Annotated in this window: 21 protein-coding genes; 7 read left to right on the plus strand and 14 right to left on the minus strand. The window is 60.1% G+C overall.

Annotation, left to right across the window (positions count from 1 at the left end; genetic code table 11):
* Nucleotides 1–341 precede the first annotated feature (341 nt).
* Entirely contained in the window at nt 342–1,463 is a 1,122-nt protein-coding gene (locus QM685_RS24765) for a branched-chain amino acid ABC transporter substrate-binding protein (protein WP_415120333.1), read from the plus strand.
* 33 nt (nt 1,464–1,496) lie between these two features.
* Nucleotides 1,497–2,504, plus strand: coding sequence for a trans-3-hydroxy-L-proline dehydratase (gene lhpH, locus QM685_RS24770; RefSeq protein ID WP_415120335.1), 1,008 nt, complete (start codon nt 1,497–1,499; stop codon nt 2,502–2,504).
* A 115-nt stretch (nt 2,505–2,619) separates the two neighbouring features.
* Here the strand turns inward: lhpH and QM685_RS24775 are convergent, their stop codons facing one another.
* The 3 genes from QM685_RS24775 to QM685_RS24785 all read right to left on the minus strand — a co-directional run bounded on the left by QM685_RS24775 (nt 2,620) and on the right by QM685_RS24785 (nt 6,273).
* A complete protein-coding gene (locus QM685_RS24775; RefSeq protein ID WP_415120337.1) occupies nt 2,620–4,059 on the minus strand; it encodes an MFS transporter in 1,440 nt (479 codons plus the stop codon).
* A 100-nt stretch (nt 4,060–4,159) separates the two neighbouring features.
* Nucleotides 4,160–5,311 (minus strand): CaiB/BaiF CoA transferase family protein, encoded by a 1,152-nt coding sequence (locus tag QM685_RS24780; RefSeq protein ID WP_415120398.1) that lies wholly within the window; start codon nt 5,309–5,311, stop codon nt 4,160–4,162.
* Between the two features lie 11 nt (nt 5,312–5,322).
* Entirely contained in the window at nt 5,323–6,273 is a 951-nt protein-coding gene (locus QM685_RS24785) for a hydroxymethylglutaryl-CoA lyase (RefSeq protein WP_415120339.1), read from the minus strand.
* A 131-nt stretch (nt 6,274–6,404) separates the two neighbouring features.
* Between QM685_RS24785 and QM685_RS24790 the strand changes: the two genes are divergently transcribed.
* On the plus strand, nt 6,405–7,301 hold the full coding sequence (locus QM685_RS24790; RefSeq protein WP_415120341.1) for a LysR family transcriptional regulator: 897 nt from the start codon (nt 6,405–6,407) through the stop codon (nt 7,299–7,301).
* A 41-nt stretch (nt 7,302–7,342) separates the two neighbouring features.
* On the opposite strand, the gene QM685_RS24795 is transcribed toward QM685_RS24790, so the two are convergent.
* Nucleotides 7,343–8,230, minus strand: coding sequence for an SDR family oxidoreductase (locus QM685_RS24795; RefSeq protein ID WP_415120343.1), 888 nt, complete (start codon nt 8,228–8,230; stop codon nt 7,343–7,345).
* A gap of 102 nt (nt 8,231–8,332) precedes the next feature.
* Here QM685_RS24795 and QM685_RS24800 point away from each other — a divergent pair, with 102 nt between their 5' ends.
* Entirely contained in the window at nt 8,333–9,148 is an 816-nt protein-coding gene (locus tag QM685_RS24800) for a helix-turn-helix transcriptional regulator (protein WP_415120344.1), read from the plus strand.
* Nucleotides 9,149–9,222: 74 nt separating this feature from the next.
* Here the strand turns inward: QM685_RS24800 and QM685_RS24805 are convergent, their stop codons facing one another.
* The 4 genes from QM685_RS24805 to QM685_RS24820 all read right to left on the minus strand — a co-directional run bounded on the left by QM685_RS24805 (nt 9,223) and on the right by QM685_RS24820 (nt 11,761).
* Entirely contained in the window at nt 9,223–9,762 is a 540-nt protein-coding gene (locus QM685_RS24805) for a hypothetical protein (protein ID WP_415120346.1), read from the minus strand.
* 3 nt (nt 9,763–9,765) lie between these two features.
* On the minus strand, nt 9,766–10,383 hold the full coding sequence (locus QM685_RS24810) for a hypothetical protein (RefSeq protein WP_415120348.1): 618 nt from the start codon (nt 10,381–10,383) through the stop codon (nt 9,766–9,768).
* Between the two features lie 402 nt (nt 10,384–10,785).
* Nucleotides 10,786–11,196, minus strand: a complete 411-nt coding sequence (locus QM685_RS24815; protein ID WP_415120350.1) for a hypothetical protein — start codon at nt 11,194–11,196, stop codon at nt 10,786–10,788.
* Nucleotides 11,183–11,761, minus strand: coding sequence for a lysozyme (locus QM685_RS24820; RefSeq protein WP_415120352.1), 579 nt, complete (start codon nt 11,759–11,761; stop codon nt 11,183–11,185). Before QM685_RS24820 ends, QM685_RS24815 begins: the two co-directional genes overlap by 14 nt.
* 999 nt (nt 11,762–12,760) lie before the next feature.
* Here QM685_RS24820 and QM685_RS24825 point away from each other — a divergent pair.
* Nucleotides 12,761–13,339, plus strand: coding sequence for a hypothetical protein (locus QM685_RS24825; RefSeq protein ID WP_415120354.1), 579 nt, complete (start codon nt 12,761–12,763; stop codon nt 13,337–13,339).
* 176 nt (nt 13,340–13,515) lie between these two features.
* Here QM685_RS24825 and QM685_RS24830 read toward each other — a convergent pair whose 3' ends face one another.
* The 4 genes from QM685_RS24830 to QM685_RS24845 all read right to left on the minus strand — a co-directional run bounded on the left by QM685_RS24830 (nt 13,516) and on the right by QM685_RS24845 (nt 19,438).
* Nucleotides 13,516–15,504 (minus strand): hypothetical protein, encoded by a 1,989-nt coding sequence (locus tag QM685_RS24830; protein WP_415120356.1) that lies wholly within the window; start codon nt 15,502–15,504, stop codon nt 13,516–13,518.
* Between the two features lie 162 nt (nt 15,505–15,666).
* Nucleotides 15,667–16,986, minus strand: coding sequence for an MFS transporter (locus tag QM685_RS24835; protein WP_415120358.1), 1,320 nt, complete (start codon nt 16,984–16,986; stop codon nt 15,667–15,669).
* A gap of 196 nt (nt 16,987–17,182) precedes the next feature.
* On the minus strand, nt 17,183–17,941 hold the full coding sequence (locus tag QM685_RS24840; protein ID WP_415120360.1) for an SDR family oxidoreductase: 759 nt from the start codon (nt 17,939–17,941) through the stop codon (nt 17,183–17,185).
* Nucleotides 17,942–17,998: 57 nt separating this feature from the next.
* Nucleotides 17,999–19,438 carry an aldehyde dehydrogenase family protein gene (locus QM685_RS24845; RefSeq protein WP_415120362.1) on the minus strand — a complete coding sequence of 480 codons (1,440 nt, stop codon included), beginning with the start codon at nt 19,436–19,438 and terminating at the stop codon, nt 17,999–18,001.
* A gap of 321 nt (nt 19,439–19,759) precedes the next feature.
* Here QM685_RS24845 and ppa point away from each other — a divergent pair, with 321 nt between their 5' ends.
* Together ppa and QM685_RS24855 are read left to right on the plus strand one after the other, a co-directional pair.
* Nucleotides 19,760–20,287 carry an inorganic diphosphatase gene (gene ppa, locus QM685_RS24850; RefSeq protein WP_415120364.1) on the plus strand — a complete coding sequence of 176 codons (528 nt, stop codon included), beginning with the start codon at nt 19,760–19,762 and terminating at the stop codon, nt 20,285–20,287.
* A 322-nt stretch (nt 20,288–20,609) separates the two neighbouring features.
* Nucleotides 20,610–22,706: an FUSC family protein gene (locus tag QM685_RS24855; RefSeq protein ID WP_415120366.1), complete on the plus strand. Its 2,097-nt coding sequence runs from the start codon at nt 20,610–20,612 to the stop codon at nt 22,704–22,706.
* A 310-nt stretch (nt 22,707–23,016) separates the two neighbouring features.
* Here QM685_RS24855 and QM685_RS24860 read toward each other — a convergent pair whose 3' ends face one another.
* Both QM685_RS24860 and QM685_RS24865 read right to left on the minus strand, forming a co-directional pair.
* A complete protein-coding gene (locus QM685_RS24860) occupies nt 23,017–23,331 on the minus strand; it encodes a GIY-YIG nuclease family protein (RefSeq protein ID WP_415120368.1) in 315 nt (104 codons plus the stop codon).
* A gap of 10 nt (nt 23,332–23,341) precedes the next feature.
* A complete protein-coding gene (locus QM685_RS24865) occupies nt 23,342–24,511 on the minus strand; it encodes a GNAT family N-acetyltransferase (RefSeq protein WP_415120370.1) in 1,170 nt (389 codons plus the stop codon).
* Nucleotides 24,512–24,532: the final 21 nt, after the last annotated feature.

Genomic DNA, 24,532 nt, shown 5'->3' on the forward strand with positions numbered 1-24,532 from the left:
GTATCAACACGTGAATGTGGTATCTGAAATATACCAAAATTGGTGAGTGGGAAGGAGTAGGGCACGGGCCGGTTGCATAGCGTCGTACCTCTTGACTGGTCAAAGTGCCAATGTCGAGGTTGCGTGAAAATCGTCTGGTGGTTTTTATATATACCAAAATTGAGCTTTGTTTTTAAAATGGCTTGTTTTGGAAGTGTTCGTGGTTTAGATTCTGTCCACAGGTCGACGCTCGCACTCCGACCGGCCGATCCTGGGAAAATTGGATGAATTCGTCACCAGTTTACGCGGTGTACCGCCGGACCCGAACGGTCTGGTTTTCTCCTCGCTCACCTGGAGTTCGTATGCGCTGTCCAGAAACAATCGTGGCCGCCGTGGTGGCCGCTGGATTCACCCTGTCCGCCCATGCACAGGTCGTCGTCACCATCGGTCACTCGGCGCCGCTCACCGGCCCGCAAGCGCCCAACGGTAAAGACAACGAAAACGGTGCACGTCTCGCCATTGATGAACTGAACAAGACGGGCGTTATCGTCGCGGGTCAGAAAGTCACGTTCAAGCTCGATTCCGAAGACGATCAGGCGGACCCGAAGATCGGCGTGCAGGTCGCGCAGAAGCTGGTGGATAGCGGGGTGCTGGCAGTGGTCGGGCCATACAACTCGGGTGTCGCGATTCCGGCGTCGCGCGTGTTCAATGCCGGTGGCGTGCCCATGTTGCCGGTGGCGTCGAATCCGGCGCTGACGAAGCAGGGCTTCAAGAACATTTTCCGCATCGGCGCAAGCGACGAACAACTCGGCGGCACGATGGGGCAATTCGCGGCGAAAACGCTGAAAGCCAAAACCGCGGCGGTTATCGACGATCGTACGGCATACGGCCAGGGCGTCGCGGAGCAGTTCGTCAAGCAGGCGAAGGCGAATGGCATCCAGATCGTGGATCAGGAGTTCACCAATTCGTCGGCAACCGACTTCCTCGGTATTCTCACCACGATCAAGGCGAAAAACCCGGACGTGATTTTCTTCGGCGGTTACGCGGCACAGGGCGCGCCGATGGCGAAGCAGATGCGTCAGCGCGGTCTGCGCGCGAAGTTGCTCGGCGGCGACGGCATCTGCTCGGCCGACATGGGCAAGGTTGCAGGGGACGCGGCGTCCATCGTCTATTGCGCGCAAGGCGGTATCGCGCTTGACAAGACCGCTGCCGGCCGGGAGTTCCTGCAGAAATACAAGGCCGCGTACAACACCGATACGCAGGTCTACGCGGTCAGTTACTACGACGGCGTGAAAATGCTGGCCGACGCCATGGTGAAGGCCGGCACGACGACCGACAAGGCGAAACTGACGGCCGCCCTGGCGAAAGAAAACTATAAAGGCGTGGCCGGAACCTATTCGTTCGACGAGTATGGTGACCTGAAGGGCGCGCCCACCACCGTGTACGTCATCAGGAATGGCTTGCCGGTTCCGTATGGCCAGTAATCCGGGGCGACTCACTGATATCACGAAGCAGACATGAAAATTTCCCGAACCATCTCGACTGTCGAAGTCCACACCGGCGGTGAAGCGTTTCGCATCGTCACCAGCGGTCTGCCGAGGTTGCCAGGCGACACGATCGTCAAGCGCCGCGCATGGCTGAAAGAGAATGCCGACGATATCCGTCGAGCGCTGATGTTCGAACCGCGTGGCCATGCCGACATGTACGGTGGCTATCTGACTGAACCGGTGAGTCCGAACGCGGACTTCGGCATCATCTTTCTACATAACGAAGGCTACAGCGATCACTGCGGACACGGCGTCATCGCGCTTTCGACCGCAGCGGTCGAGTTGGGCTGGGTGCAACGGCAGATACCGGAGACGCGTGTCGGAATCGACGCGCCCTGCGGCTTCATTGAAGCGTTCGTGCAATGGGATGGCGAGCATGCGGGTAACGTGCGCTTCGTCAACGTTCCGTCTTTCATCTGGAAGAAGGACGTCACCGTCGAAACACCGTCGTTCGGAAAGGTGACGGGCGACATCGCGTTTGGCGGCGCATTCTACTTCTACACCGATGGCGAACCTCACGGACTGGCGATTCGCGAATCGTCGGTGGAAGAACTCATCCGTTTCGGCGCGGAAGTGAAGGCCGCCGCGAACAAGGCGTTCGCGGTCGAACATCCGCATATTCCGGAGATCAACCACATCTACGGAACCATCATTGCCAACGCGCCGCGACACGACGGTTCGACGCAGGCCAACTGCTGTGTCTTTGCCGACCGCGAAGTAGACCGTTCGCCGACGGGATCGGGCACCGGCGGCCGTGTGGCCCAGCTTTATCTGCGCGGGCAGTTGCGCGAAGGCGAGACGCTCGTGAATGAGTCCATCATCGGAACGGTGTTCAAGGGGCGTGTGCTGAGCGAGACGACCGTGGGGGACTTCAAGGCGGTCATTCCGGAAGTGGAAGGTAACGCCTTCGTATGTGGATTTGCGAACTGGATCATCGATGAGCGCGATCCACTGGCTTACGGCTTTCTCGTGCGATAGACCGGTTGCAGTAGAGGTACCGGGTCGGCGCGTGACGCTGAGTAACCGGCGTCACGCGTAGGGCTTTGGATGATATCTGCCGCCGATTCCGGGGCGCTCCTGCCATCAGCGCCTGTCAATGGTTCAACTCCTCGAGACGCAAACCATTGGTTTTCGGCCCAAACATGCCGATCGATATCGCAACCGCGAGCATGCAGGCCGTGATGCCCACGAACACCCCGGAGACGCCGAAATCCCTGAGCAGGAAGGCGATCAGAAAGCCTGACATCATCGCGCCAACCCGGCTCGCCGAATACACGATGCCATTGGCGCGGCACCGTACAGCGGTAGGAAACAGTTCAGCCTGGTAGGCGTGATAGCACACGGAGATGGTCTGGCCGGCAAAGCTTATTAATACGCCGAGCGCGATGAGCGGGAGCGCCGCTTTAACCTGCCCGAAGATCAGTCCGCACACGATCACGACGAGTGCCCCCGCAACGATCAGGTACTTGCGCTGGATCCGGTCGGCAAAAGCCATCGCCAGCAAAGGTCCAATGGGCAGCGCAAAGGCGATGATGAATGAATAAAGCAGGCTCTTTGTCACGGTGATTCCCTGACCGATCAGCAGCGTGGGCACCCAGTTCGCGAAACCGTAGTAGCCGATCGCCTGGCAAAAGTTGAAGACGATCAACATGATCAGACGCGAGCGATACGGGGGCTCCCACAACTCCGCAAGCGATGCGCGGCGATGCACGGGCTGCTCGATGACGGGCGGTGGCGGCGGCAGCGGTCGGCCCGACTGGCGCGCCACGATGATCTCGATCGCGCGCACGATCCTGTCACCTTCTTCGATCCGGTCATGCATGGCCAGCCACCGCGGGCTTTCCGGCACCGCGCGCCGGATGAACCACACCAGTACCGCGCCCACCGACCCCGCGAGAACGACGATTCGCCATCCGTCCATTCCAGCGACCGTCGTCGGAACCAGCCAGTACGAGAGGATGGCAGCCACGGGCGCCGCGGCAAACATCACGCACTGGTTGAACGCCATCGCGCGTCCGCGCATGTGCTGAGGGACGAGCTCGGTCACGTAACTGTCGATCGTGACAATCTCGACTCCTACGCCGATCCCCGTGATAAAGCGCCACAGCATCAGGTTTTCAGGCGTCGTCTGAAACGCCATGATTGCCGAGCCGATCGAATACCAGAGCAGCGAGACGGTAAACACAGCGCGGCGGCCGTAGCGGTCAGGCGTCCAGCCCAATCCAAAAGTACCGATAAAAAGACCCGCGAATGTGGCGGCGATGAATCCAGCGATACCCGTGAAGCCGAAGAATGCATGGGTCGTCGTCTGCAATAGCCCGCTTTTCGCCATGCCGGGAGCGATATATCCGGTGAAGATCAGATCGTAGACCTCGAAGAAACCGCCGAGGGAGACCAGAAAAACCAGCATCCAGAGATGCCGGGTGATCGGCAGCCGGTCGATGCGAGCGGCAATCGCGGCACGGGGGGTTGTATCGACGTCGATGACAGGCGGTACGAGCGGATGCGAATCCGCCGTGGCAGAGGGCTGCATAGTTGTCTCCTGAATACAGCGAATAGCGACGGCATTCTTGTGTTTTCGGTTTCCGTCCGCGGCAACAGTCGCGGCTTCTCGCCGCTGATGCTGTAGACGGTTATAGGGTCGCTTGCTTCGTAAGGCGCGCAAGGATCTCTTGCGTGTGTTCGCCGACACGCGCGAGCGCCTGGCGCACACCGGGGCGACGGCCGCCCATTGTCAGCGGCAGAAGCACGACATCGGTCGTAGTGCCGTCGTCGGCCTCCATTGGAACGAGACCGCCGCTTGCCTTGAGATGCGGATCATCGAGCAGTTGCTCGGGACGCACGATCGGCGCATAAGGAATGCCGGCCGCTTCCAGCTGCGGCGCCAGCTCGTCCGCGCGATGATCCTTGAGTATGGTTCCAAGCACCTCGAGCAACTCGGGCCGCACTGCCACGCGCAACGCGTTATTCGCAAAGCGCGGTTCGACGGCGATGTCCGGGCGGCCGAGCACGTCGCAAAGCGTGATGAACTGCTTGTCGCTTACCGCGCCGATGAACAACTGTTCATTGTCGGCAAGCGTGAACACGTCATAGACGCTCCATGCGGAGACGCGCGCGGGCATCGGCGGCGGTGCTTCCCCGGTCATCGCATATTGCTGCATGTGCTGCGCGCTGAGGAACACGCAGTTCTCAAAGAGCGCGCTCTGCACTTCCTGGCCGTGTCCGGTGAAGTCGCGTTCGCGCAGCGCGGCGAGCACGCCGATCGCGCCGAACATGCCGCCCATGATGTCGTTGACCGATGTTCCGGCGCGCAGGGGTCGCCCGACGGGTCCCGTCATGTACGACAGTCCCCCCATCATCTGCACGACTTCGTCCAGTGCAAGGCGCTTTTCATAGGGGCCGGGCAGAAAGCCCTTGTGCGACACGTAGATAAGCCGCGGATAGCGTTTTGCCAGCGTGTCGTAATCGAGGCCGAGCTTTTGCATCAGGCCGGGACGGAAGTTTTCCAGCATCACGTCGCAGGTGCCGATCAACTCGATCGCGGCGTCGGCGCCCTCCCGTGTATTGATGTCCAGCACGACGCTTTTCTTGTTGCGATTGAACGTGCGGAAAAAACCGATGCCGAGGCCCGGAAGCTTCCTTGTCCTGTCGCCGCCGGGCGGTTCTATCTTGATCACTTCAGCGCCGAGATCGGCGAGGATCATGCCGCACGTCGGCCCCATGACCATGTGCGTAAACTCGACGACGCGCACACCATCGAGAGGGAGTCTTGCTTGAGTAGCGATCATGTGTAACCTCAGGCGGTCAGCGCGCCGCTTACCGCCTCGCGCGTGAAAGTTTTCGGCAGTCCGGCACGCCACAGCGCGCCATGCAGGATTTCGCCGTCGAGCCACTGCGCGACCTTCGCACGCAGCCGCAACAACGCATGAATATCGATGCCGGTCTCAATGCCCATATCGGCCAGCATGAATGCCAGGTCTTCGCTCGATGCGTTGCCGCTCGCACCGGGCGCATGCGGACATCCGCCGATGCCGGCGAGCGTCGCGTCGAAGCGCGCGACTCCGGTTTCGAGGGCGGCGTAGACATTGGCGAGCGCGAGACCGCGCGTATCGTGGAAGTGGCCGCACCAGAAGCGGTCACCGGCAATACGGCGGGCCTTTTCGAAAAGATCGCGCACGGCGCGCGGGCCGGCGTAGCCGACGGTATCGGCGATGCTCACGCGGTCGGCGCCCGCGTCCAGCAATGCCTGCATGCAGCGCAGCACGTCGTTTTCCTCGACGCGCCCCTGGATCGTGCAGCCGAAGGCCGTGCCGATGCCGCCTTCGATGAGCGTTTTTGCTCCGGCGGCATCACGCGCGGCGCGGATCCGGGCGACTTCCGCGACAACTTCGTCCGGGGTCTTGCGAAGATTGGCGAGACTATGTTCGCGGCTGGCCGACAGCGGCACGAGCAGCAGGTCGGCATGCGATTCGAGCGCACGCTCGGCGCCCTTCAGGTTCGGCACGAGCACGGAAACGAAAAGACCGGGCAGCGTTCTGGCGAAGGCCACCAGTTCGGCCGTATCCGCCAGTTGCGGCAGCAGGCGCGCCGGCACGAACGACCCGACTTCGATCTCGCGCTGGCCAGCGGACCAGGCATCGCGTATCCATTCGATCTTGTGTTCCGTCGGCAAAGTGCGCTGGATGCTTTGCAGACCGTCGCGCAAACCGACCTCGCGGATAACGACGTCGGCGGGGAAGAAGGGCATGGCTGTCTCCGGTGGATGCACCGGTCGTTGAGCCGCCGGCGTTGTGCTAACTTTAGAGTTTCCGGCAAAACATTAAAGCGGTATTTCGGAACCGATAACGTTCCGAACCGGAATGGCTAGATGGAGAGACAGTGCGCGATATCGATCTGAAAACGTTGCGGCTTTTCGTAGCCGTGTGCGATCACCGCAACATCGCGCGGGCTGCGCAGGAAGCGCATATCGAGCCGTCGGCGATCAGCAAGCGCATCGCGCAACTCGAAAGCGATCTGGGTGTGCCGCTGCTGTCGCGTTCACGGCGCGGCGTCGAGCCCACGGGCGCGGGCAGTGCGTTGCTGGAGCACGCGCGCAGCATCCTGTTCACTATCGAGCGCATCGAAAGCGACGTCGCGGCGTTCGGCGGCGGACTGAGGGGCCGCGTCAGTATCTGCGCGTCGGCATCGGCGATCGCGGAGGCGCTGCTCGACGACATCGCCACGTTCATGCGAGAGCCTGGGAACGCGAACATTCGCGTCGATGTGGAAGAACGCCTGTCGTCGGACCTCGTGCGGCAACTGCGCGAGGGCGCGGCAAGCGTCGGCGTATGCTGGGACAACGTCAACCTGCAAGGCTTGCAGCATATCCCGTATCGGCGAGACCAACTGGCGCTCGCGGTGCATCCGGACCATCCGCTTGCGCACGAACCCGTGCTCAGCTTCGATCAAACCCTTCAGTACGAGCATGTCGGGCTGCTGCCGACGACCGCCGTTCACACCATGCTTCAGCGCGCGGCGGCAAGCGCAGGCAAGACGCTGTCATATCGGGTGATAGTGTCGAGCTTCGATGCCGCGTTGCGTGTCGTCGCAGCGGGACTGGGTATCAGCGTAATCCCCGTCGAAGTGGCCGAAACCTACCGGCCCGTGCTCGGAATCAAGGTGATCAGGCTCGCTGACGATTGGGCGGAACGCCGGTTTGTCGTGTGCTTCAGAAGCCTCGAGTCATTGCAGCCGGCGGCGCAAAGACTCGTGAAGTATCTGGCGGGTCGCGTTTAGCAACAACGCAGAGCCGCCTGCACGCAAGCCTGGATGGCTGTTTAAACGTAGCGCGCTTCGTTCAGATCGGAGATCAGCGTGGGGCCGGTCGGTTGCCAGCCCAAGCGCGCCTGCGTCCGCGCGCTCGATGCCGGCATATCGAGCGCGGTAAACATCGCCATCCATCCAAAGTGCGCTTGCGCTTCGTCGCGTGCGATCGAGACGGTGGGTATCTTCAGGCCGCGCGCGAGCGCCTCCGCGATCTCGCGAGCGCTGACGCCTTCTTCGCCGACCGCGTGGTAGCGCGCACCGCGTTCACCCTTCTCGATGGCGAGCCGATATAACCGCACGACGTCCGACAGATGTCCTGCCGGCCAGCGATTAAGGCCGTCCTCCACGTACGCGCACACGCCTTTATCGCGCGCAATCTGGATGAGCGGCGTGATGAGGCCCTGCCGCAACGGGTTATGTACTTGCGGCAGGCGCATCACCGATACATTGACGCCCGCTTCCAGCAGTGCATTGCCGGCGAGCTCCGATCCGATGCGCGGGTTCGGGTGCGTGGTGTTGAATACATCTTCCGAAGCCGGTTGCCCGTCATCGCGGCTGCCGACGCCCGTGCCCGACGTGATGAGAAGCGGGCGATCCGAGCCGGCCAGCGCCGAGCCCAGCGCCGCGATTGCGCGCTTGTCCTTCTCGCAGTTCTCCACGAAGCGCGAGAAATCGTGGTCGAACGCGAGATGTATGACGGCATCCGCATTGGCGGCGCCGCGGTGCAGGCTGTCGGTGTCTTCGAGCGTGCCGCGATGGACGTCGGCGCCCACTGCAGTCAGCGCCTGCGCGCCCGCGTCGGAGCGGGTCATGCCGATCACGTGATGACCGGCTTCGATGAGTTCGGGCACCAGAGCCGAGCCGATAAACCCGGTTGCACCCGTCAGGAAGATTCGCATGGTCAAGTCTCCATAAAGCGACTCATCCACTATGCGATCATTCGCTATTCTATTGAAGTAGTGAGTTTATCCCGGTAAAACGACTAACAGGCTAATCACTCCGTGAACACCGCCCAAACCCTTGGGGACTTCCTGCGCAGCCGCCGCACGCGGCTCGATCCGGCCAGCTTCGGTTTTGCGGGCCGCAGGCGCACGCCTGGATTGCGCCGTGAAGAAGTGGCCCAGCGCGCGAACATCAGCTCGACCTGGTACACGTGGCTCGAACAGGGCCGTGGCGGCGCGCCTTCCGCTGAGGTGCTGGAGCGCATCTGCGCGGCGCTGATGCTGACGGATACCGAGCGTGAGCATCTGTTCATGCTGGGGCTCGGGCGGCCGCCGGAAGTGCGCTACAGGTCCGTCGACGGCGTGAACCCGCGATTGCAGCGCGTGCTCGATTCGCTCGACGCCAGCCCGTCGATCATCAAGACCGCGGCATGGGACGTCGTTGCATGGAATCGTGCCGCGGCCGTCGTGCTCACCGACTACGGCACGCTGCCGCCGGGCCAGCGCAACATCCTGCGTTTCCTGTTCGGAGACCCGGCCGTGCGTGCAAAACAGCACGACTGGGAAAGCGTCGCGCGCTTCGTCGTAGGGACGTTTCGCGCGGACGTGGCACGCGCGGGGCTTGCTTCCGAAGTGGGCGAGCTGGTGGACGATCTATGCCGTGCCAGCCCCGATTTCGACCGCATGTGGCGCGAAAATCAGGTCTTCGGCCACGGCGAAGGGGAGAACGTCAAGCGTTTGCTGCATCCCACGCTGGGGGTCATCGAGATGGAGTATTCGCTGTTTGCTGTCGACGGCCGGCCGGATCTGGGCATGATCGTGTATACACCGCTCGACGCGCAGATCGCAAAGCGTATTCGAGATGCCGTTGCGTGAGCAGTGGTTCGCCATCGAGGTGCTAGCGCAGCCGGATGTGCGAGCGCCGGTCCTCGTGATAAGGGAAGTCTCCGCTAATCAGCGTTCGGTGTGCTCTTCCGGGTAATCTTCACCGTCCTCTCTTTAAGTATGTCATTGCACCTGAGTTCGGCGTTGTATTTCGAACAGACGCGCTGCCAGAAGTCGGCAATACACGTCGAATCGTATCTTCCTTGAATAGCAAAGTTAGCGACGCTCGGGTCGATGACCACATCTATTTGTCCTTCCTTTACCGTAGTCAACAACTCCTTAACCGATGACAGTGTCTCAGGTGCGTTCTCCAGAATGAGCTTGACCCGATAGTTCTCGATGAGCTGTCCACGAACGTAGCTGAGGCCCCAGATAATGGCCGCCAGGCCTAATACAAAAACGACTGCCCCGACCATAGGGCCATTCACCTCGACTTCCTTTCCCTCCGAAAACTTGAGCTTGACTCCGTTAGCAAGTTTTCTCGCGCAGATGGCGAAAGCCAGCAAAACTATGAGTGCGAGCAGCGCGACGCCGGCCATGATGCCGACATATATCCAGAAGTCCTCGGGGGTTTTATCGAGTTTTACGCAGTCGTAGATATCCATGGACTACTTCTCCGGAACCGGCATGTAGGTCGTCTCTATCGTCACCTTGTTTTTGCCGGTCACCTGATACGTGAGTCGCACCGTGGTCCGATTTACACTATAAGTAAGGTTTCCTTGACGTCCGTCGAATGCATTTCGTTTCCCGTAGAAAACCTCGCTGATCTTGTCGACCTGTTCTTTGGTGAACTGTGAGACGGCAGCATCGAGTCCCTTCAAATCGTCAGTCACACCAGGCCGAAGGTAGGCAGCGCGCATGAACGCTAGAAGCGCTGGTTGGAGAAATTTGGGGTTAGTCAGTCCTGCGTCATCATTTTTGGAGACAAGCTGCAAGTATTGGATTGTTATTTCATATGCCTGCTGCTGATAATTTGCTACCGAGCTCGTCACCACGCTTGATAGGACAGGCGTCGAAGCACCTACCGCGGCAAAGGCTATATTGCAGGTCTTGTCGTTATCCGACATGACGACGTTGCACGCCGCGCGTGTACCAAAAGCTTTGTATTCGTCGCCTGAGAATTCACAGGTGCAGTTAGCTGAGGCGAGTGATGGACTCAGCAATAGAACCAGCATCAACTGGCGATGTACAGTCCCACGACGGTGGCGTGCCTCTGTATTGCGCATGATTTCTTTCTGATTTGGGGTTGCACAAGAAACAGCACAAGACCGGGTGGGTCTTGTGGAAGGTATAGTCCGTCGTGGGAAAAAGGCAAGAACTTCGCGTTTTGTAAATCGTAAGGCTGGATGGGTTTTTGAAGCCGGAATAGTGCTCATTCGGAACGGAAGCCGTGCAGACGATCCGTTTCCGGTTTATGGCTCCATAGCACTCGCCCCATTTGTGAAGTGCCGCTACATCCAGAGAATTAAACGGTAGTTGTGTGCTGTCCTGGGAAAGACCGAACAGGCATGAGATTGCATCGATAGCGCAATCGCGACTGCGCCCAAAACGTAATCGATAAATTTCATGTTTAAGTCGTTAGTAGCAGATTGGCGGAATCCTGTACATCACAGGACTCCGTCATCGAGTTACCACTCGGACATTTTGAGTAGATCGGCCAAAAATGCGTTCTGCGATTTGCGTAAATCGTACACACACTCGGCGTAAAGTGCGGGATACATGGAGCCATCTGGGCTCTTCTCCCAGCCTGCGCCTGCGTCGCGCTGTAGTTCACAGAACTTCAGTGCATTGTCTTGTGACGCCATATAGGCGTCCAGGAGTTTTGCGTGCGGGTTATTACTTGGTATTTTTGCGCGTACCTTTTCATAAATTCGCTTATTGTCCTTAACGAGATCGGCGCTCAGATCGCCGTAGCATAGGGTGTCTCCGTAGCCGCCGCCAAGATGCTTCAGGCATTCTGGATCGGATTTCGCCAAAGCTACATTCCAAAGCCCCGCGAATGCGACGCAGCCAAAAATCGTTTTGCTAATGAGAGGCATCGTATACTCCGGACGCGAAGAGGCGTGCTTCAGAATAACGTCTTGGTGGGAGGCCGGGATTGTTGCCTACGCGATAGGTGCAAATGAAATCAAACATGGCGTCGTAGTGTCCTGAATTAACTTTCATGACTATGTTATCCGCGCCTTGCCCTGCGCCACAGTTATATACGATGCTAACTAGAGCATCGTATTCAAATTGGAATAGCGGGACGAACACGTCACTATTTAGCCGTCTTTCCGCTATCTCGACATCTCGTTTTTTGAACTCGCGCGCACGATCCAGTGAAATTGTCTGGCCGACCTCGATATCGTCGGTCGGCACGATTCGATGTCCGCACCCGACCGTCGGAATGCCGACGTTATCCCTGTATGCTTTGAGAATGAATCCCTGCGTGACATGGTGTCGCTGAAAATTAACGCCATTTAACAGACCCGACTCCCAAACGGCAATAAAGGACAGACCATCATCGGAAACATGCCAGGGTTTCGCTAATCGTTGGCAGTAAGCCGTCACGCAAGAATTTGGATCAGTGTTTGTGATTGCTGTCACGAGTGCATCAGGCATTACGCCACCTCCTTATGACCAGGATAAAATGTGCGGATCATGCGTCCGTAGTTTGTGCGGTGGTAAAGCATCTGCATGTCACCGCGATAGTATGTGCCGCGCGGGGCGAACAGAGCACCAGGCGAGCTTTGCACCATCGCGTACAGGTGCAGTGAGGAATGCAACTGGTAGAGACAGGCTTCGCGTGTATCGACAGACAAACGGACATCTCCTCGAATGTTGGTCATTGTGTTAGGCCCCCGACTCGGAAAGAGAACCGAGTACTCACGGATTAGCGCCGGAGTGTGTAAGTCTCTCTTACTGAATCGGTTCGCAAAACCGATAACTAACCATTTAAATTCCGACAGGTCAACGAGATTAAATTGGGATAAGTGAAAATTTACAAACGTTGACAGATGCCCTAGGGTCGCGATTGCATCCAGAGGCCGCTGTGTTTGGTTTGTGAGCGGCTGACTGTCAGTACTTTGCGGGAATGGAGCGAGAGGGACGGTGAGTGGTCTTTTCGTCTGCCGCATATACAACTCGCGACGGACGAAGCGTGGGGTTTGAGATAGGGTTGTCTCGCCGTTGAAGCATTGATGCGACGGATGACCGGCCCTGAGTGGTCTGCCTGTCTTTTTGCCTGATTGCCTGATTGCCTGATTTCCTGGTGCGGTGCGGTGCGATAAGCGGTTGTTGCGCTGGGTTCGCACTGGTGATGGACGTTTCGTTTAGATAATCGGGGTCATCCTGCCGAATCGGAGAAGACTGGAAAATTCCTACCGATGTGAGTGCGAGCCCATGTCATGTCAGTATGCAGCGGCGGCCGACGCAATTTATTGTGCAAGATAGTACAAACGAAGCCATCGCTCGTGAGGGAGGGCAGCACGGGTGATCGGAAGTTGGTCCATCGGATCGATGTTCTCTCTATGCGGCGATCGGTAGTATTCAAATAAACACACAAGCGATGAGGGGCCACGGGTGAAAAAAATAACAGGGAACGTGTTCTCGTTGCGGAGAATGATCGATGACATTGACCGCAAACGGCAAGAGCAACGTTTTGCTGCGCAGTCTGGAAATAGGCAGATAGAAGCAAGCGAACAAGGGTTTGGGTTCGACACCAACAAACTCAAGGAGACGTTTGTAGCGGGCGGGATACCTACGATGTCGACTGATCTGCCCGCATATATCGAAGTTCGCAATCTGCGCGAGATTGGTGTCAACGCCTTTCTCGTGCGTCAGACTATCGAAGTGACTCAGTTGCCGAGCTACATCATGAATATTCGTGATGGTCGCGACGAAACGGACTGGCAACACTACAGGCGAGGCGACTCGCATACGCTAGTCAGGCACGACCAGAAGTTCGCTGGAATCAATATGCGGCTCCTAACTGACGATGTTGAGTTGGTTCGACGACTTGCTAGCGCTGGCTTTAACCCGCCTTGTCCGTGGATTGCATCCTGTGAGCTTGGCCCGGTCGTAGGCTCGTTACAGGGCAACGCTGAATATTGGTATCCCACATATGGGACCAATATTGGGTGGCGCTCAGTCTGGATGAGCAATCTGAATTTCTCGAAAAGGAGCGACGAGAGACCATAGCCTACATGTCGGAGAGTGAATGGCTGCAATGTGTTGACGGGCTTAGATTCCGCGATCCTGGAACACGTGGCTCGCAATGAGCAGCATGGAATGGCGCCACATATTCTGAACACGATGAAGAGGTTCGCGGTCGATCTCGCGGATTTGGTTATCGTGCCTGTCCAGACCGTAGTCAATTAGCGGGTGAGTTCGTACTTTTGTGTCATTGCTTCGATATCGATATCGACACTGTACGTGCGATAGACAAGTCGCCCGGATGGCTGGCTGTCCATCGGAAAAGATACATCCCGTGCTTTGACGTATTCCTTCATATCGATCAGCTGAGGGGGCGCAGATAGGTAGCTTCGGAGGTTCAGTCCAGCCTGCTTTTCGTCATCATAAAACCGTATTGTATGTTGCGAAATGCTTTCCCCTTTGGCTCTTGTCTCTATCTTGATATACCTATTGTCAAAGTATCTAGCCAGCATCGGCAAATCAACGACCGGGACGCCATTGATTGCGGAGCCCGCATAGACGGCAGAATTGGTCACCACGCAACAGACAACATTCGCTTCATTGGATATCTCGTGCCCAAATTCCAGGAGCCTGCGTGAAAATCCCGCATAGTCTGACAGGACTGCGTCCTTCTGCCTCGTGATCTGTATGGTCGCTTCTCTAATCGTATCTCGATAACTCGTAAGCCGAAGCGAGTCGTCAGGCCAGAGGATACATTTTGCCTCGATAAGTAAGATGGTGCCACCGACGATCGCAACGATGTCAATCCTTTCCTCTTTGCCGTTGGCGCCAGTGAACTTGACCTCGTGACCGATAACCTTGATTGCGGATGAGATTGGTGACTTCGCCGCATGAATTGTCAGTTCACTGCGACAGTATTTTTCGAACTCTGGGCCACGCCGTTTAAGTTCAAGACCTCCTTGTCGCATCCATCCTTCGACAATCCTCTCTAGCTTCGCCGAATGAATGCAAGGAACGATGAGGCAAAAATCTTCACCGACACGCATCAAGGGTTGAAGCCAAAGATCCTGGGAGTTGTCCCCGCTGAAAACGAATGTGTTGATGAGTTGTCGGGCACGCTCAGAATCCATCGAAAGTGTCTTGGCCAATGTCCTGCACAGTAGCCTTTCGGAAATCTTGGGCGAAAAACGTAGAAGATCTGTCGGGTTTGCAGTTGCTCCTGCTTTTACCGAAGTGAGTATAGCTATCGCCAGTGATTGAAGAAAGCGCCAACACATGATCATCTGGTTAAGGGTGAACTGCATCAGTTGAGGCAGTGGTTCGTCCAAAAATGACTGATAGTAGCCATGCCGCAACCATAGCATTGAGACTATTCCAAGGGCTGCTGCATTCAGGGTCTTTTCGTTGGTTCCGAGATCTATGCGCTCGATTCTTTGGTCGCCATGAATCTTGACCACAAGCGGAATTTCGCAGTGCACCTCTTTTTCTTTTCTGGACCACCTAAAATTCCAGATCTCGGCAAAATCAAGGGAAGTGCGCAGAGCTATGTTTTCGCGCCGGTACATCGACACTACGCGGTCAATTTCAAGGTTTGGGCGCGATGGACGTACTTCGACGCTGTCTCCGTGAAACTCCAAACCATATTCGTTTCCGAGGCAGTCATTCCATATCTCAACGGCCGATTGGTAAAGGACGGCATTGCTGATTTCTTCATTAATTGCAATGAGATCTTCATTTATTATGTTGCTTTCGTCTCGAAGTCCTTGCTTATATCTCGTGTCGATTAGCTGCCGGAACATGTGTTTCATTCCGTCCCCGCATCCAGTAATGACTTCATCCGGTGTGAAAGTTTGACCGTCAGCTACTTCGACGGTGTTTTGCAATAGGGAAGTTGATTTGAGTTGACGGCTGATCCGTATGTCATCCCAAATTATATGGGCGTTTTCATGGATGAGAAAAAGATTGTACGTAGAGAGTCCAATAATCAGCCTGACCAGAACACTGGGCTGCAGATCAATGTCGGCTAGACGAATGCGCTTTCGAACTGATGAGAGCAGGTCGTCAAGGAAGATACCTGCTTCGAGAATACGCGTGTCGGTGTCGTCGAGTGTTGCCGTGCCCTTTCGTTTAATCCATTCGTCACGTCGGAAACCAGAACGGCTCGGCCCTTTTATCTCGCCGCGGCGCACTGATTCTGCAAACTCGCCCATCAAATCTCCAAAAAGGTTGTTTGACAATTACTGCGTCTCAGCGCGTCAACGTCGTTACGTTCGACGCGGCACTCGGCACAGCGTCCAATGCAAATCCAGTTGGCATTAGTGTAAAACCCCGCGGCAAATCACCGCCAGGACCCATGCTTCACGAAACCCACTTCACTTATTAACCATCCTCGCCGGCACACTAACAGCGAGCAGTCCACCAAGAATCATGAACGCCGCGAGCATATACATCCCCGAATCATTAGCCGCGGTAGCCTGCTTCAACCACCCCACCGCATAGGGACTCAAAAAACCCGCCAGATTCCCAATCGAATTAATCATCGCAATCCCGGCAGCAGCCCCAGTCCCCGCCAGAATCGCGGTCGGCAAACTCCAGAACAACGGCAGAGTAGTCAAAATCCCCATAGTCGCAAGCGTCAACCCGGCCATGGCAAGCAACGTGTTATGCGTCCACACAACCGACAACACCAGCCCCACAGCCCCAGCAAACGCCGGCAACGCAATATGCCACCGCCTCTCCCGCATCCGATCCGCGCTCCGCGCAACCAGCACCATCGCCACCACCGCCGCCGCAAACGGAATCGCCGACAAAACCCCAATCACAAACGCATCAGTCACTCCAGTAGATTTGATGATGGTAGGCAGCCAGAAGCTCACCCCATAAAGCCCCATCACAAACGAGAAGTACGTCAGACTCAGCATCAACACGCGCCCACTCGTCAGCACCTCGCGAATCGGCATATCGTGCTTCGTCGCTTCCTCCGCCGACACCTGGCTCTCGAGCAACTGCTGCTCTTCCTTCGTCAGCCACTTCGCCTTCGAGATTCGATCATCGAGCATCACGAACACCAGAATCCCGACGATCATCGACGGCACCCCCTCGAGCAGGAACAGCCACTGCCACCCATGCCAGCCGTTCACGCCGTTAAAGCTCTTGAGGATATACCCCGACACCGGCCCGCCGATCACACCGGACAGCGCAATCGCCGTCATGAACCACGTGGTCATGCGCCCGCGCCGATGCGCCGGATACCAGTAAGTGAGATACAGGATGATCCCAGGAAAGAACCCCGCCTCGGCGAGACCGAGCAGGAAGCGCATCACGTAGAACATCGTCGGCGTGGTGACGAACATCGTCAGCATCGAGATCACGCCCCACGACACCATGATCCGCGCGATCCACACGCGCGCGCCGACCTTGTGCAGGATCACGTTGCTCGGAATCTCGAAGATGAAATAGCCGATGAAGAAAATCCCCGCGCCGAAGCCGTACACCGCATCGCTCAGGCCGAGGTCGGTGCTCATCTGCAGCTTCGCGAAGCCGACGTTCACGCGGTCCAGATACGCGACGATGTAGCAGACCATCAGCAGCGGCGCGAGCCGCCACGTGACCTTGCGGTAGGTCGCCTCTTCGAAGGTGGAAGGCGGCGCGCCTGCGCCGGGATGGTGGAGCGGATCTGCGGGACTAGCCATACGTGTCTCCTCGTTTCTTGTGGAATTGAAGTGCCGCCGTCGATCGATTCGGCTCGTGCGCTGCCATCCGCACGGCGAATCAATCGATATTGGCCCAGAACACTGACTGCAAACTGACTACGGCAGGAGCCCTGCGGACTCTCCGCAATCGCAACGCTTGCGCGCTCAATCAGCACGCAATTCACCACTACAACCCCTACACACAGCGCCCGCCATCCACCTCGAGGCACACGCCGGTGATGAACTCCGCTTCATCCGAAGCCAGATACAGCGCGGCGTTCGCGATATCCTGCGGCGTCGAAAAGCGCCCGAGCGGAATGCCCGCCAGAAACTTCTGCCGGTTCTGCGGCGTATCCTCGACGCCCATGAATTCGGAGAGCAGCGCGGTCTCGCCGATCACCGGATTCACGCAGTTCACGCGAATCCGCTCCGGCCCGAGCTCGACCGCGAGCGCCTTGCTCGCGATGATCACCGCGCCCTTGCTGCCGTTGTACCAGACGAGGCCCGGGCGCGGCCGCACGCCCGCCGTCGACGCGATATTGATGAAGTTGCCGCCGCCTTGCTCGCGGAAATACGGCACGAACTCCTGCACGCTCCAGTAGATGCTCTTCACGTTCACCGCATAGACGCGGTCGAACTCGGTCTCGGTCACTTCGAGCACCGGCTTGTTGCGATGCGTGGTGCCCGCGTTGTTGACGACGATCTGCACACTGCCGAAGTCTTCGAGCGCGGCCTCGCGCAAGGTGCGCCAGTCGTCGCGTTGCGCGACGTTGCCGGCCACCGCGATCGCCTTGCCGCCCGCCAGCGCGATCTCGCTCGCGACGCGTTCGGCGGCCGGCCCGTTGAGGTCGTTGACCACGACGTTCGCGCCTTCGCGCGCAAAGGTCTTCGCGATGCCTTCGCCGAAACCCGAACCGCCGCCCGTGACGATGGCCGTTTTACCTGTCAACCGCATGATGTCTCCGTTGTTGGTGATGGTTAGAGCGATGCGTTGCTGCGTGCAATCCGATAACTAGCCATGCCGAATCGCGATCGTTTTCAGCACGGTAAAGCCGTACAGCGCCTCGAAGCCTTTTTCGCGTCCGTGGCCCGAATGCTTGACGCCGCCGAACGGCAACTCGACGCCACCGCCCGCGCCATAGTTGTTGATGAACACCTGCCCCGCGCGCACGCGTCGCGCGAGCCGCATCTGGCGCGCGCCGTCGCGTGTCCAGATGCCCGCGACGAGCCCGAACTGCGTGCCGTTCGCGAGCGCGAGCGCTTCGTCTTCGTCGCGGAACGACATCGCGGCGAGCACCGGGCCGAACACTTCGTCGCGCGCGAGCCGGTGGCTCGCGGGCACGTCGCGCAGCAGAGTGGGGGCCTGGTAGAAGCCGCTTTCGGGCGCTTCGGGAATCACCTCGCCGTGCGCGGCCATCGTGATGCCGTCGTGCTGCGCGTCGGAGAGGAAATCCCACACGCGCTGCTGCTGTTTCGCGCTGATCAGCGGTCCGCAGTCGAGGTCGGCCTGCGAAGGGCCGACGCGCAGCGCCTGGAACGCGTTCGCAAGCCGGTCGAGCAGCGGTTCGTAGATGGCCCGGTCGATCAGCACGCGGCTGCCGGCCGAGCAGGTTTGCCCGGCGTTCTGCACGATCGCGGAAATCAGGAACGGCAGCGCCGCTTCGAGATCGGCGTCGGCGAAGACGATTTGCGGCGATTTGCCGCCGAGTTCGAGGGTGACCGGCACGTGGTTTTCGGCGGCCATCTGCGTGACGAGCTTGCCGGTTTCGGGCGAGCCCGTAAACGACACGTGATCGATGCCCGGATGACGCGCGAGCGCGGCGCCCGCTTCGTGTCCGTAGCCGGTCACGATGTTCAGCGCGCCGGCCGGCAGGCCGGCCTCGGCGGCCAGTTCGGCGACGCGCAGCACCGACAGGCACGCGTCCTCGGCCGGCTTGACGACGCACGCATTGCCGGTCGCGAGCGCCGCGCCGACGCTGCGCCCGAAAATCTGCATCGGGTAATTCCACGGCACGATGTGGCCGGTCACGCCGTGCGGCTCGCGGATCGTCAGCACCATATAGCCGGACTGGTAGGGCAGGGTTTCGCCGTGCAGCTTGTCGGCCGCGCCGGCGTAGAACTCGAAATAGCGGGTGAGGGCGGCGGCGTCGGCGCGCGCCTGCTTGAGCGGCTTGCCGGTGTCGCGCGCTTCGAGCTGCGCGAGCTCTTCCTGGCGCGCGGCCACGAGCAGCGACAGCCGGTACAGCACGCGGCCGCGCTCGGCGGCGCTCGCCGCGCCCCACGCGCCCTCGAACGCGCGGCGCGCCGCGTGCACGGCGGCGTCGATATCGGCCGCGGTGCCGCGCGCGAGTTGCGTGAACGGCTGGCCGTCCGACGGATCCAGCACGGCGATCGTCTCGCCGCCGGAGGCGGCGCACCACTCGCCGCCGATGAAATGCCGGGCTTCTTCCATGCATGCTCCTTCGGTTGTCGCGCAGCGGCAGGGTTGCTGCGCGCTGTTCAGAAACCGCGGCTCGCCGTAATTCGCCGCCGCGGTTCACCGTGTTGACAAGCAAAAGCACAATCGAGAGTCGTCGGACGATTATCGCGCCGATCCAGGCTGGGGGCCATCGGGTGATTGGCTATAATGGCGCATTCCGCACCGTCCGGTGCGCGGCCCCGCCGGTTGGGGCGAGAGGGCTCGCGGTGGCGGTTCGCCCGCGGCGTGCATCCCGCTCCCGGCCCCGCGCGCCGTACGCCGTATTCCGATTTCCATCCAGTTCAGAGAGCGCTCATGAGCTTCAATCACGTTCCCGCAGGCAAAGATCTTCCGCAAGATTTCAACGTCATCATCGAAATCCCGGCGCAAAGCGATCCGGTGAAGTACGAAGCCGACAAGGACCTGGGTCTGCTCGTCGTCGACCGTTTCATCAGCACCGGCATGCGCTATCCGGCCAACTACGGCTTCATTCCGCAGACGCTGTCGGGCGACGGCGACCCGGTCGACGTGCTGGTGATCACGCCGTTCCCGCTGCTGGCCGGCTCGCTGGTGCGCGCCCGCGCGCTCGGCATGCTGCAGATGACCGACGAATCAGGCGTCGACGCGAAGCTGATCGCCGTGCCGCACGACAAGCTCTGCCCGATGACGGCGGACCTGAAGTCGATCGACGACGTCCCGGCTTACCTGAAGGACCAGATCAAGCACTTCTTCGAGCAGTACAAGGCGCTCGAGAAGGGCAAGTGGGTGAAGGTCGACGGCTGGGCAGGCATCGACGCCGCGCACAAGGAAATCAGCGAAGGCGTCGCGAACTACAAGAAATAAGCGCGCCGCGGGTCATCCCGCTAGCCGCAAGCGCAAAAAAAACCGCGCGAGCCCGCAAGGGCCGCGCGGTTTTTTCATGGGATTTCCGCGATGTTCGACTACCGTGCATGAAGGCGTCACACCGTGCGCTCCGTGCCCCGCGTTCGCGATCCCGGCCTCGCCCGCATAACCTGAATGCATCGGCCGGATGAACCGAAGGCATTTTTATATTTAGGTGGAAACCCTTATCATTCGCCGCACTACATCACGCGCGCGACCCGAGGTAGCGTCCCCGCGCGTTTCCACTAACTCATTTCCACGAACTCATGAGCCCGCCGTCCGGATGTTGAACCGCAGCAAGTCCCACTCGCCTTCGCCGCGCCGCTCGACCCGGCTGCATTCGGTCGTCACCGCGATCTACCGCAAGCGGCCGGTATGGATGGTGTCGTTCGCGGCGAGCGAGGCGAATCTGTCCGAAGGCTTGCGAGCGGCCTGCGCGTCGACGGCGATGCTCGCGCTCGGCAATCTGCTGCACGATCCGGTGTTCGCGTGGGCTGCGATCGGCGCGTTCTGGACCTGTCTCGCCGATGCGGCCGGCTCGAACCGCGCGCGCTTCATGTCGATGATGGGCTTCGCGCTGCTGTCCACGCTATGCGGCGGCATCACCGCGTTCGCGTCTGCGCAGGGCACCGCGTTCGGCGCGCTGGCGGTGCTCGCGTTCACGACGCTCGGCGCGTTCGGCCGCATCTGGGGCGCGGCCACCTCGCAGGTGACGATCCTCGCGGCAACCGCCTGCGTCGTGATGGTCGACCGGCCGATGCACGACGCGCGCGCCGGTCTCGCGTTTCTCGGCGTCTATCTGCTCGGCTGCCTGTTCGCGGTCGCGCTGAGTCTGACGGTGTGGCGCATTCATCCGTTCGGCGCGAGCCGCGCGTCGTTGCGCGCAGTGTATCTGCGTCTCGCCGACGTCGCGTTCGATAGCGCGCGCCTCGTCGAGCAGCGCGCGGCGCCGCGCGAGTGGGCCACGCATGCGGCGCGGTTTCGCGCCGATGCGCGCGCGGCGCTCGAACGTTCACGCGATGCGCTTGCGAACGTGCCTGCCTCGCGCGCGGGCGGCGCGGCCACTTACGACACGCTGCTCGGCCTGCTGGCCGACGGCGAAGCGTTGTTTGCGTATCTGATCGCGGTATCCGGCGCGAGCGAGAAAGTCCCCGAGGACCTGCATCGCACGCTACGCGCGGCGCGCCTGCTGAACGCGGTCGGCGAAGTGCTGCGCGATATCGGCATCGCGGCCGGCGATGCGCGCTGGGAACGTCTCGCGGATTTGCAGGAACGTTTGCGGCGTTTCGCGCATCGGCTCGAAAGCGCGTTGCTCGAACCGGTGAAGCTGCAATCCGGTTTCGAGCTGGTCGATTTCGCGCCACGCGAGGTGCACGCCGAGCCGTGGAGCGCATGCATCGCGCGCTACGCGGCGCGCGCGTGGCCGACGCTGAAGGCGAACCTGTCGTGGCAATCGGTCGGCTTGCGCCATGCGGCGCGCGTCGGCGTGACGACCACGGCGGGCTTTCTCGTGATCCGCGCACTCGGTTTGCCGTTCGGCTACTGGGCGACGATGGCGACGCTGCTGATCCTGCAGCCGTCGATTGCCGCGACGTGGCCGCGCAGCGTCGAGCGCGCGGCGGGCAGTATCGTCGGCGGCGTGCTGGCGGCGGCGATCGGCTACGCGATTCATTCGCCGCTCGGCATTTCGTTCGTGGTGTTTCCGCTGGTGGTGGCGACGATGGCGCTGCGGCCCGTCAGCTACAGCCTGTTCGTGCTGTTCCTGACGCCGGCCTTCGTGCTGGTCGCCGACTTCGCGACGCCGGGCGCCAACGAGTTCGCGTTCGCGCTCACGCGGCTCGGCAACAACGTGCTCGGCTGCGTGCTCGCGTTGCTCGCGACGTTCCTTCTATGGCCGACACGCGAAAAGCTCGACCTGCGCGTTTATCTCGGCGATGCAGTGCGCGCGAATCTCGCGTATCTACGCGCGTCGCTCGAAGCGTCGCGGCATGGCGAGAAGGAAATCGAACGTTTGCGCCGCGCCGCGGGTTTGTGCAGCAACAACGCGGAGGAAGCGCTCGGCCGCGTGCGCCTCGAAAAACTCGAGGACTCGATGACCGATACGGTGACGCTGACGGTGCTGAGCCTGTTGCGCAGGATGGCGGGAACCGCGACGCAGTTGCGGCTGAGCGCGAACCGGCGCGACATGCATACGGAACTCGGCGAATGGGTCGCGGCGATGAGCGAGGCGATCGAGGCCGCGTTGAACCGGACCTTGCGGCCGGTGCGGTTGGAGTTGCCGGCGCGCGAGCGCTTGACGTCGCTGGAAGCGGATGTAGTCGGCGAGCTGGCGCGCGTGCATCGGCTGCTGACTGAGAAGATGCGCGAGGCGAGGGCGTAGGGGCGCCGGCCTACGCTAGGGCCTGTTCACGCTAATAACGGGCTTGCGAACATGCCTTTGCGCCCACAGTGCAAGGAGGGAGGAGCGCCGTTTGGCCTCGCCAAACAAGCGACGAGCGACGCAGCAATGTGTGCGCAAAGGCATGTTCCCCTGACTAAAAAAAATAATGGATCACGGGCTGGCCGCCAGAAGGGCCGATCGCCGCGTCATGCTCCTCGCGAATACGTCGGGTATTCGCTTCGTCGCAATCCTTGCGCTCGGCCCTTCTGGCGGCCAGCGCAAGCCCGTTATTAGCGTGAACAGGCCCTAGTCAGCCGGAATTGCCGCCGTCTTCCGCCCCGGCATCGACAACCGCCGCCGGCACCACCGACTCCAGCGTAAACAACCCCGCCGCCAGCGCACGCTTGTCGGGCGGCGTGAGCCGCTTGACCCAATACTCCGCCCGCGACGCACTCGACCGGTCCGCGAGCTCGAACGACGCCAGCACCCGCACCGGCTTCCGCGAGCGCGTATACCGCGCGCCCGTGCCGCTCACGTGTTTGTCGAAACGCGCGGCGACATCGGTTGCGATGCCGGTATAGACGCTGCCGTCCGAGCATTCGAGCAGATAAAGAAACCACGCCATAACCGCGCTTCTAGCCTTTGAACGGATTGTGTTCGCACAGCTCGTCCACGTATGCGTGGATGCTGTTCTTTTCGTTGTCGAGGAAATGGCCGACCGCATCGGCGAACGCCGGATGCGCGAGCCAGTGCGTGGAGCGCGTGACGGTCGGCAGAAAACCGCGCGCCATCTTGTGCTCGCCCTGCGCGCCGCCTTCGAACGCGCCGAGCTTTTCCTCGATGCAGAATTCGAGCGGCTGATAGTACGCGGTTTCGAAGTGCAGGCACGGCACGTGTTCGAGCGCGCCCCAGTAACGGCCGTACAGCGTGCCGCCGGTTTGTGCGTCGCGCTGGTAGACGACGAGCGAACTCGCGATCGGCTTGCCCTCGTATTCGGCGATCACGAGCAGCAGGTTCTCCGGCATCGACGCGCCGATCATGCGGAAGAAATCCAGGTTCAGGTACGGACTCGAAAAATGCTCGCGATAGGTTTGCCGATAGCACTTGCTGAAGAAACGCCAGTGCGCGTCCTGAATGTCTTCGCCGCGAATGCGCCGCATGGTGATGCCCGCGTCGTGCACCTTGCGGCGCTCGGCGCGGATGTTCTTGCGCTTCTTCTGTTCGAGCGTGGAGAGAAAATCGTCGAAGCTGCGATAGCCGTCGTTGAGCCAGTGAAACTGCACGCCTTCGCGCTGCATCATGCCGATATCGGTGAGCGCGGCCGCTTCGCTTGGCGTCGGAAACAGCACGTGCAGCGACGATACTTCGGCCTGTTCGGCGAACGCCATCAGCGTGGCCGCGAGATGCCGCAGCGCGTGTTCATCCACCGAGAGCAGCCGGTTGCCCTGCACCGGTGTGAACGGCACCGCGCACAACAGCTTCGGGTAGTAGGGCAGGCCGTTGCGCTTGTATGCGTCGGCCCAGGCCCAATCGAACACGTACTCGCCGTACGAATGGCCCTTCAGATACACCGGCGCGGCGGCGGCGAGCTTGCCGGTACGCGCGTCGGTCAGCGTGACGAACTGCGTCGCCCAGCCGGTGTCGGGCACCGCGCATTGCGTGGCGGACAGCGCGTTCAGGAACTCGTGCCGCAGAAACGGCGTCGGCTGCGGCTGTTGCGCGAGAAGGGCGTTCCACTCGGCGGCGTCCACCTCGGAGGGCGATGCCAGAATGCCCGTGCGATAATCGATGCGTTGCTGGTTCAATCTGTGTGACTGTTTGCAATG

It is taken from the genome of Paraburkholderia sp. (assembly GCF_047605525.1).
GTDB lineage: Bacteria > Pseudomonadota > Gammaproteobacteria > Burkholderiales > Burkholderiaceae > Paraburkholderia.

Bases quoted from the DNA above. Each gene is read 5' to 3' on its own strand.
- QM685_RS24765 (WP_415120333.1), top strand. From the start codon at position 342: ATGCGCTGTCCAGAAACAATCGTGGCCGCCGTGGTGGCCGCTGGATTC.
- lhpH (WP_415120335.1), top strand. From the start codon at position 1,497: ATGAAAATTTCCCGAACCATCTCGACTGTCGAAGTCCACACCGGCGGT.
- QM685_RS24775 (WP_415120337.1), bottom strand. From the start codon at position 4,059: ATGCAGCCCTCTGCCACGGCGGATTCGCATCCGCTCGTACCGCCTGTC.
- QM685_RS24785 (WP_415120339.1), bottom strand. From the start codon at position 6,273: ATGCCCTTCTTCCCCGCCGACGTCGTTATCCGCGAGGTCGGTTTGCGC.
- QM685_RS24795 (WP_415120343.1), bottom strand. From the start codon at position 8,230: ATGCGAATCTTCCTGACGGGTGCAACCGGGTTTATCGGCTCGGCTCTG.
- QM685_RS24805 (WP_415120346.1), bottom strand. From the start codon at position 9,762: ATGGATATCTACGACTGCGTAAAACTCGATAAAACCCCCGAGGACTTC.
- QM685_RS24810 (WP_415120348.1), bottom strand. From the start codon at position 10,383: ATGCGCAATACAGAGGCACGCCACCGTCGTGGGACTGTACATCGCCAG.
- QM685_RS24815 (WP_415120350.1), bottom strand. From the start codon at position 11,196: ATGCCTCTCATTAGCAAAACGATTTTTGGCTGCGTCGCATTCGCGGGG.
- QM685_RS24820 (WP_415120352.1), bottom strand. From the start codon at position 11,761: ATGCCTGATGCACTCGTGACAGCAATCACAAACACTGATCCAAATTCT.
- QM685_RS24825 (WP_415120354.1), top strand. From the start codon at position 12,761: ATGATCGATGACATTGACCGCAAACGGCAAGAGCAACGTTTTGCTGCG.
- QM685_RS24830 (WP_415120356.1), bottom strand. From the start codon at position 15,504: ATGGGCGAGTTTGCAGAATCAGTGCGCCGCGGCGAGATAAAAGGGCCG.
- QM685_RS24835 (WP_415120358.1), bottom strand. From the start codon at position 16,986: ATGGCTAGTCCCGCAGATCCGCTCCACCATCCCGGCGCAGGCGCGCCG.
- QM685_RS24840 (WP_415120360.1), bottom strand. From the start codon at position 17,941: ATGCGGTTGACAGGTAAAACGGCCATCGTCACGGGCGGCGGTTCGGGT.
- QM685_RS24845 (WP_415120362.1), bottom strand. From the start codon at position 19,438: ATGGAAGAAGCCCGGCATTTCATCGGCGGCGAGTGGTGCGCCGCCTCC.
- ppa (WP_415120364.1), top strand. From the start codon at position 19,760: ATGAGCTTCAATCACGTTCCCGCAGGCAAAGATCTTCCGCAAGATTTC.
- QM685_RS24855 (WP_415120366.1), top strand. From the start codon at position 20,610: ATGTTGAACCGCAGCAAGTCCCACTCGCCTTCGCCGCGCCGCTCGACC.
- QM685_RS24860 (WP_415120368.1), bottom strand. From the start codon at position 23,331: ATGGCGTGGTTTCTTTATCTGCTCGAATGCTCGGACGGCAGCGTCTAT.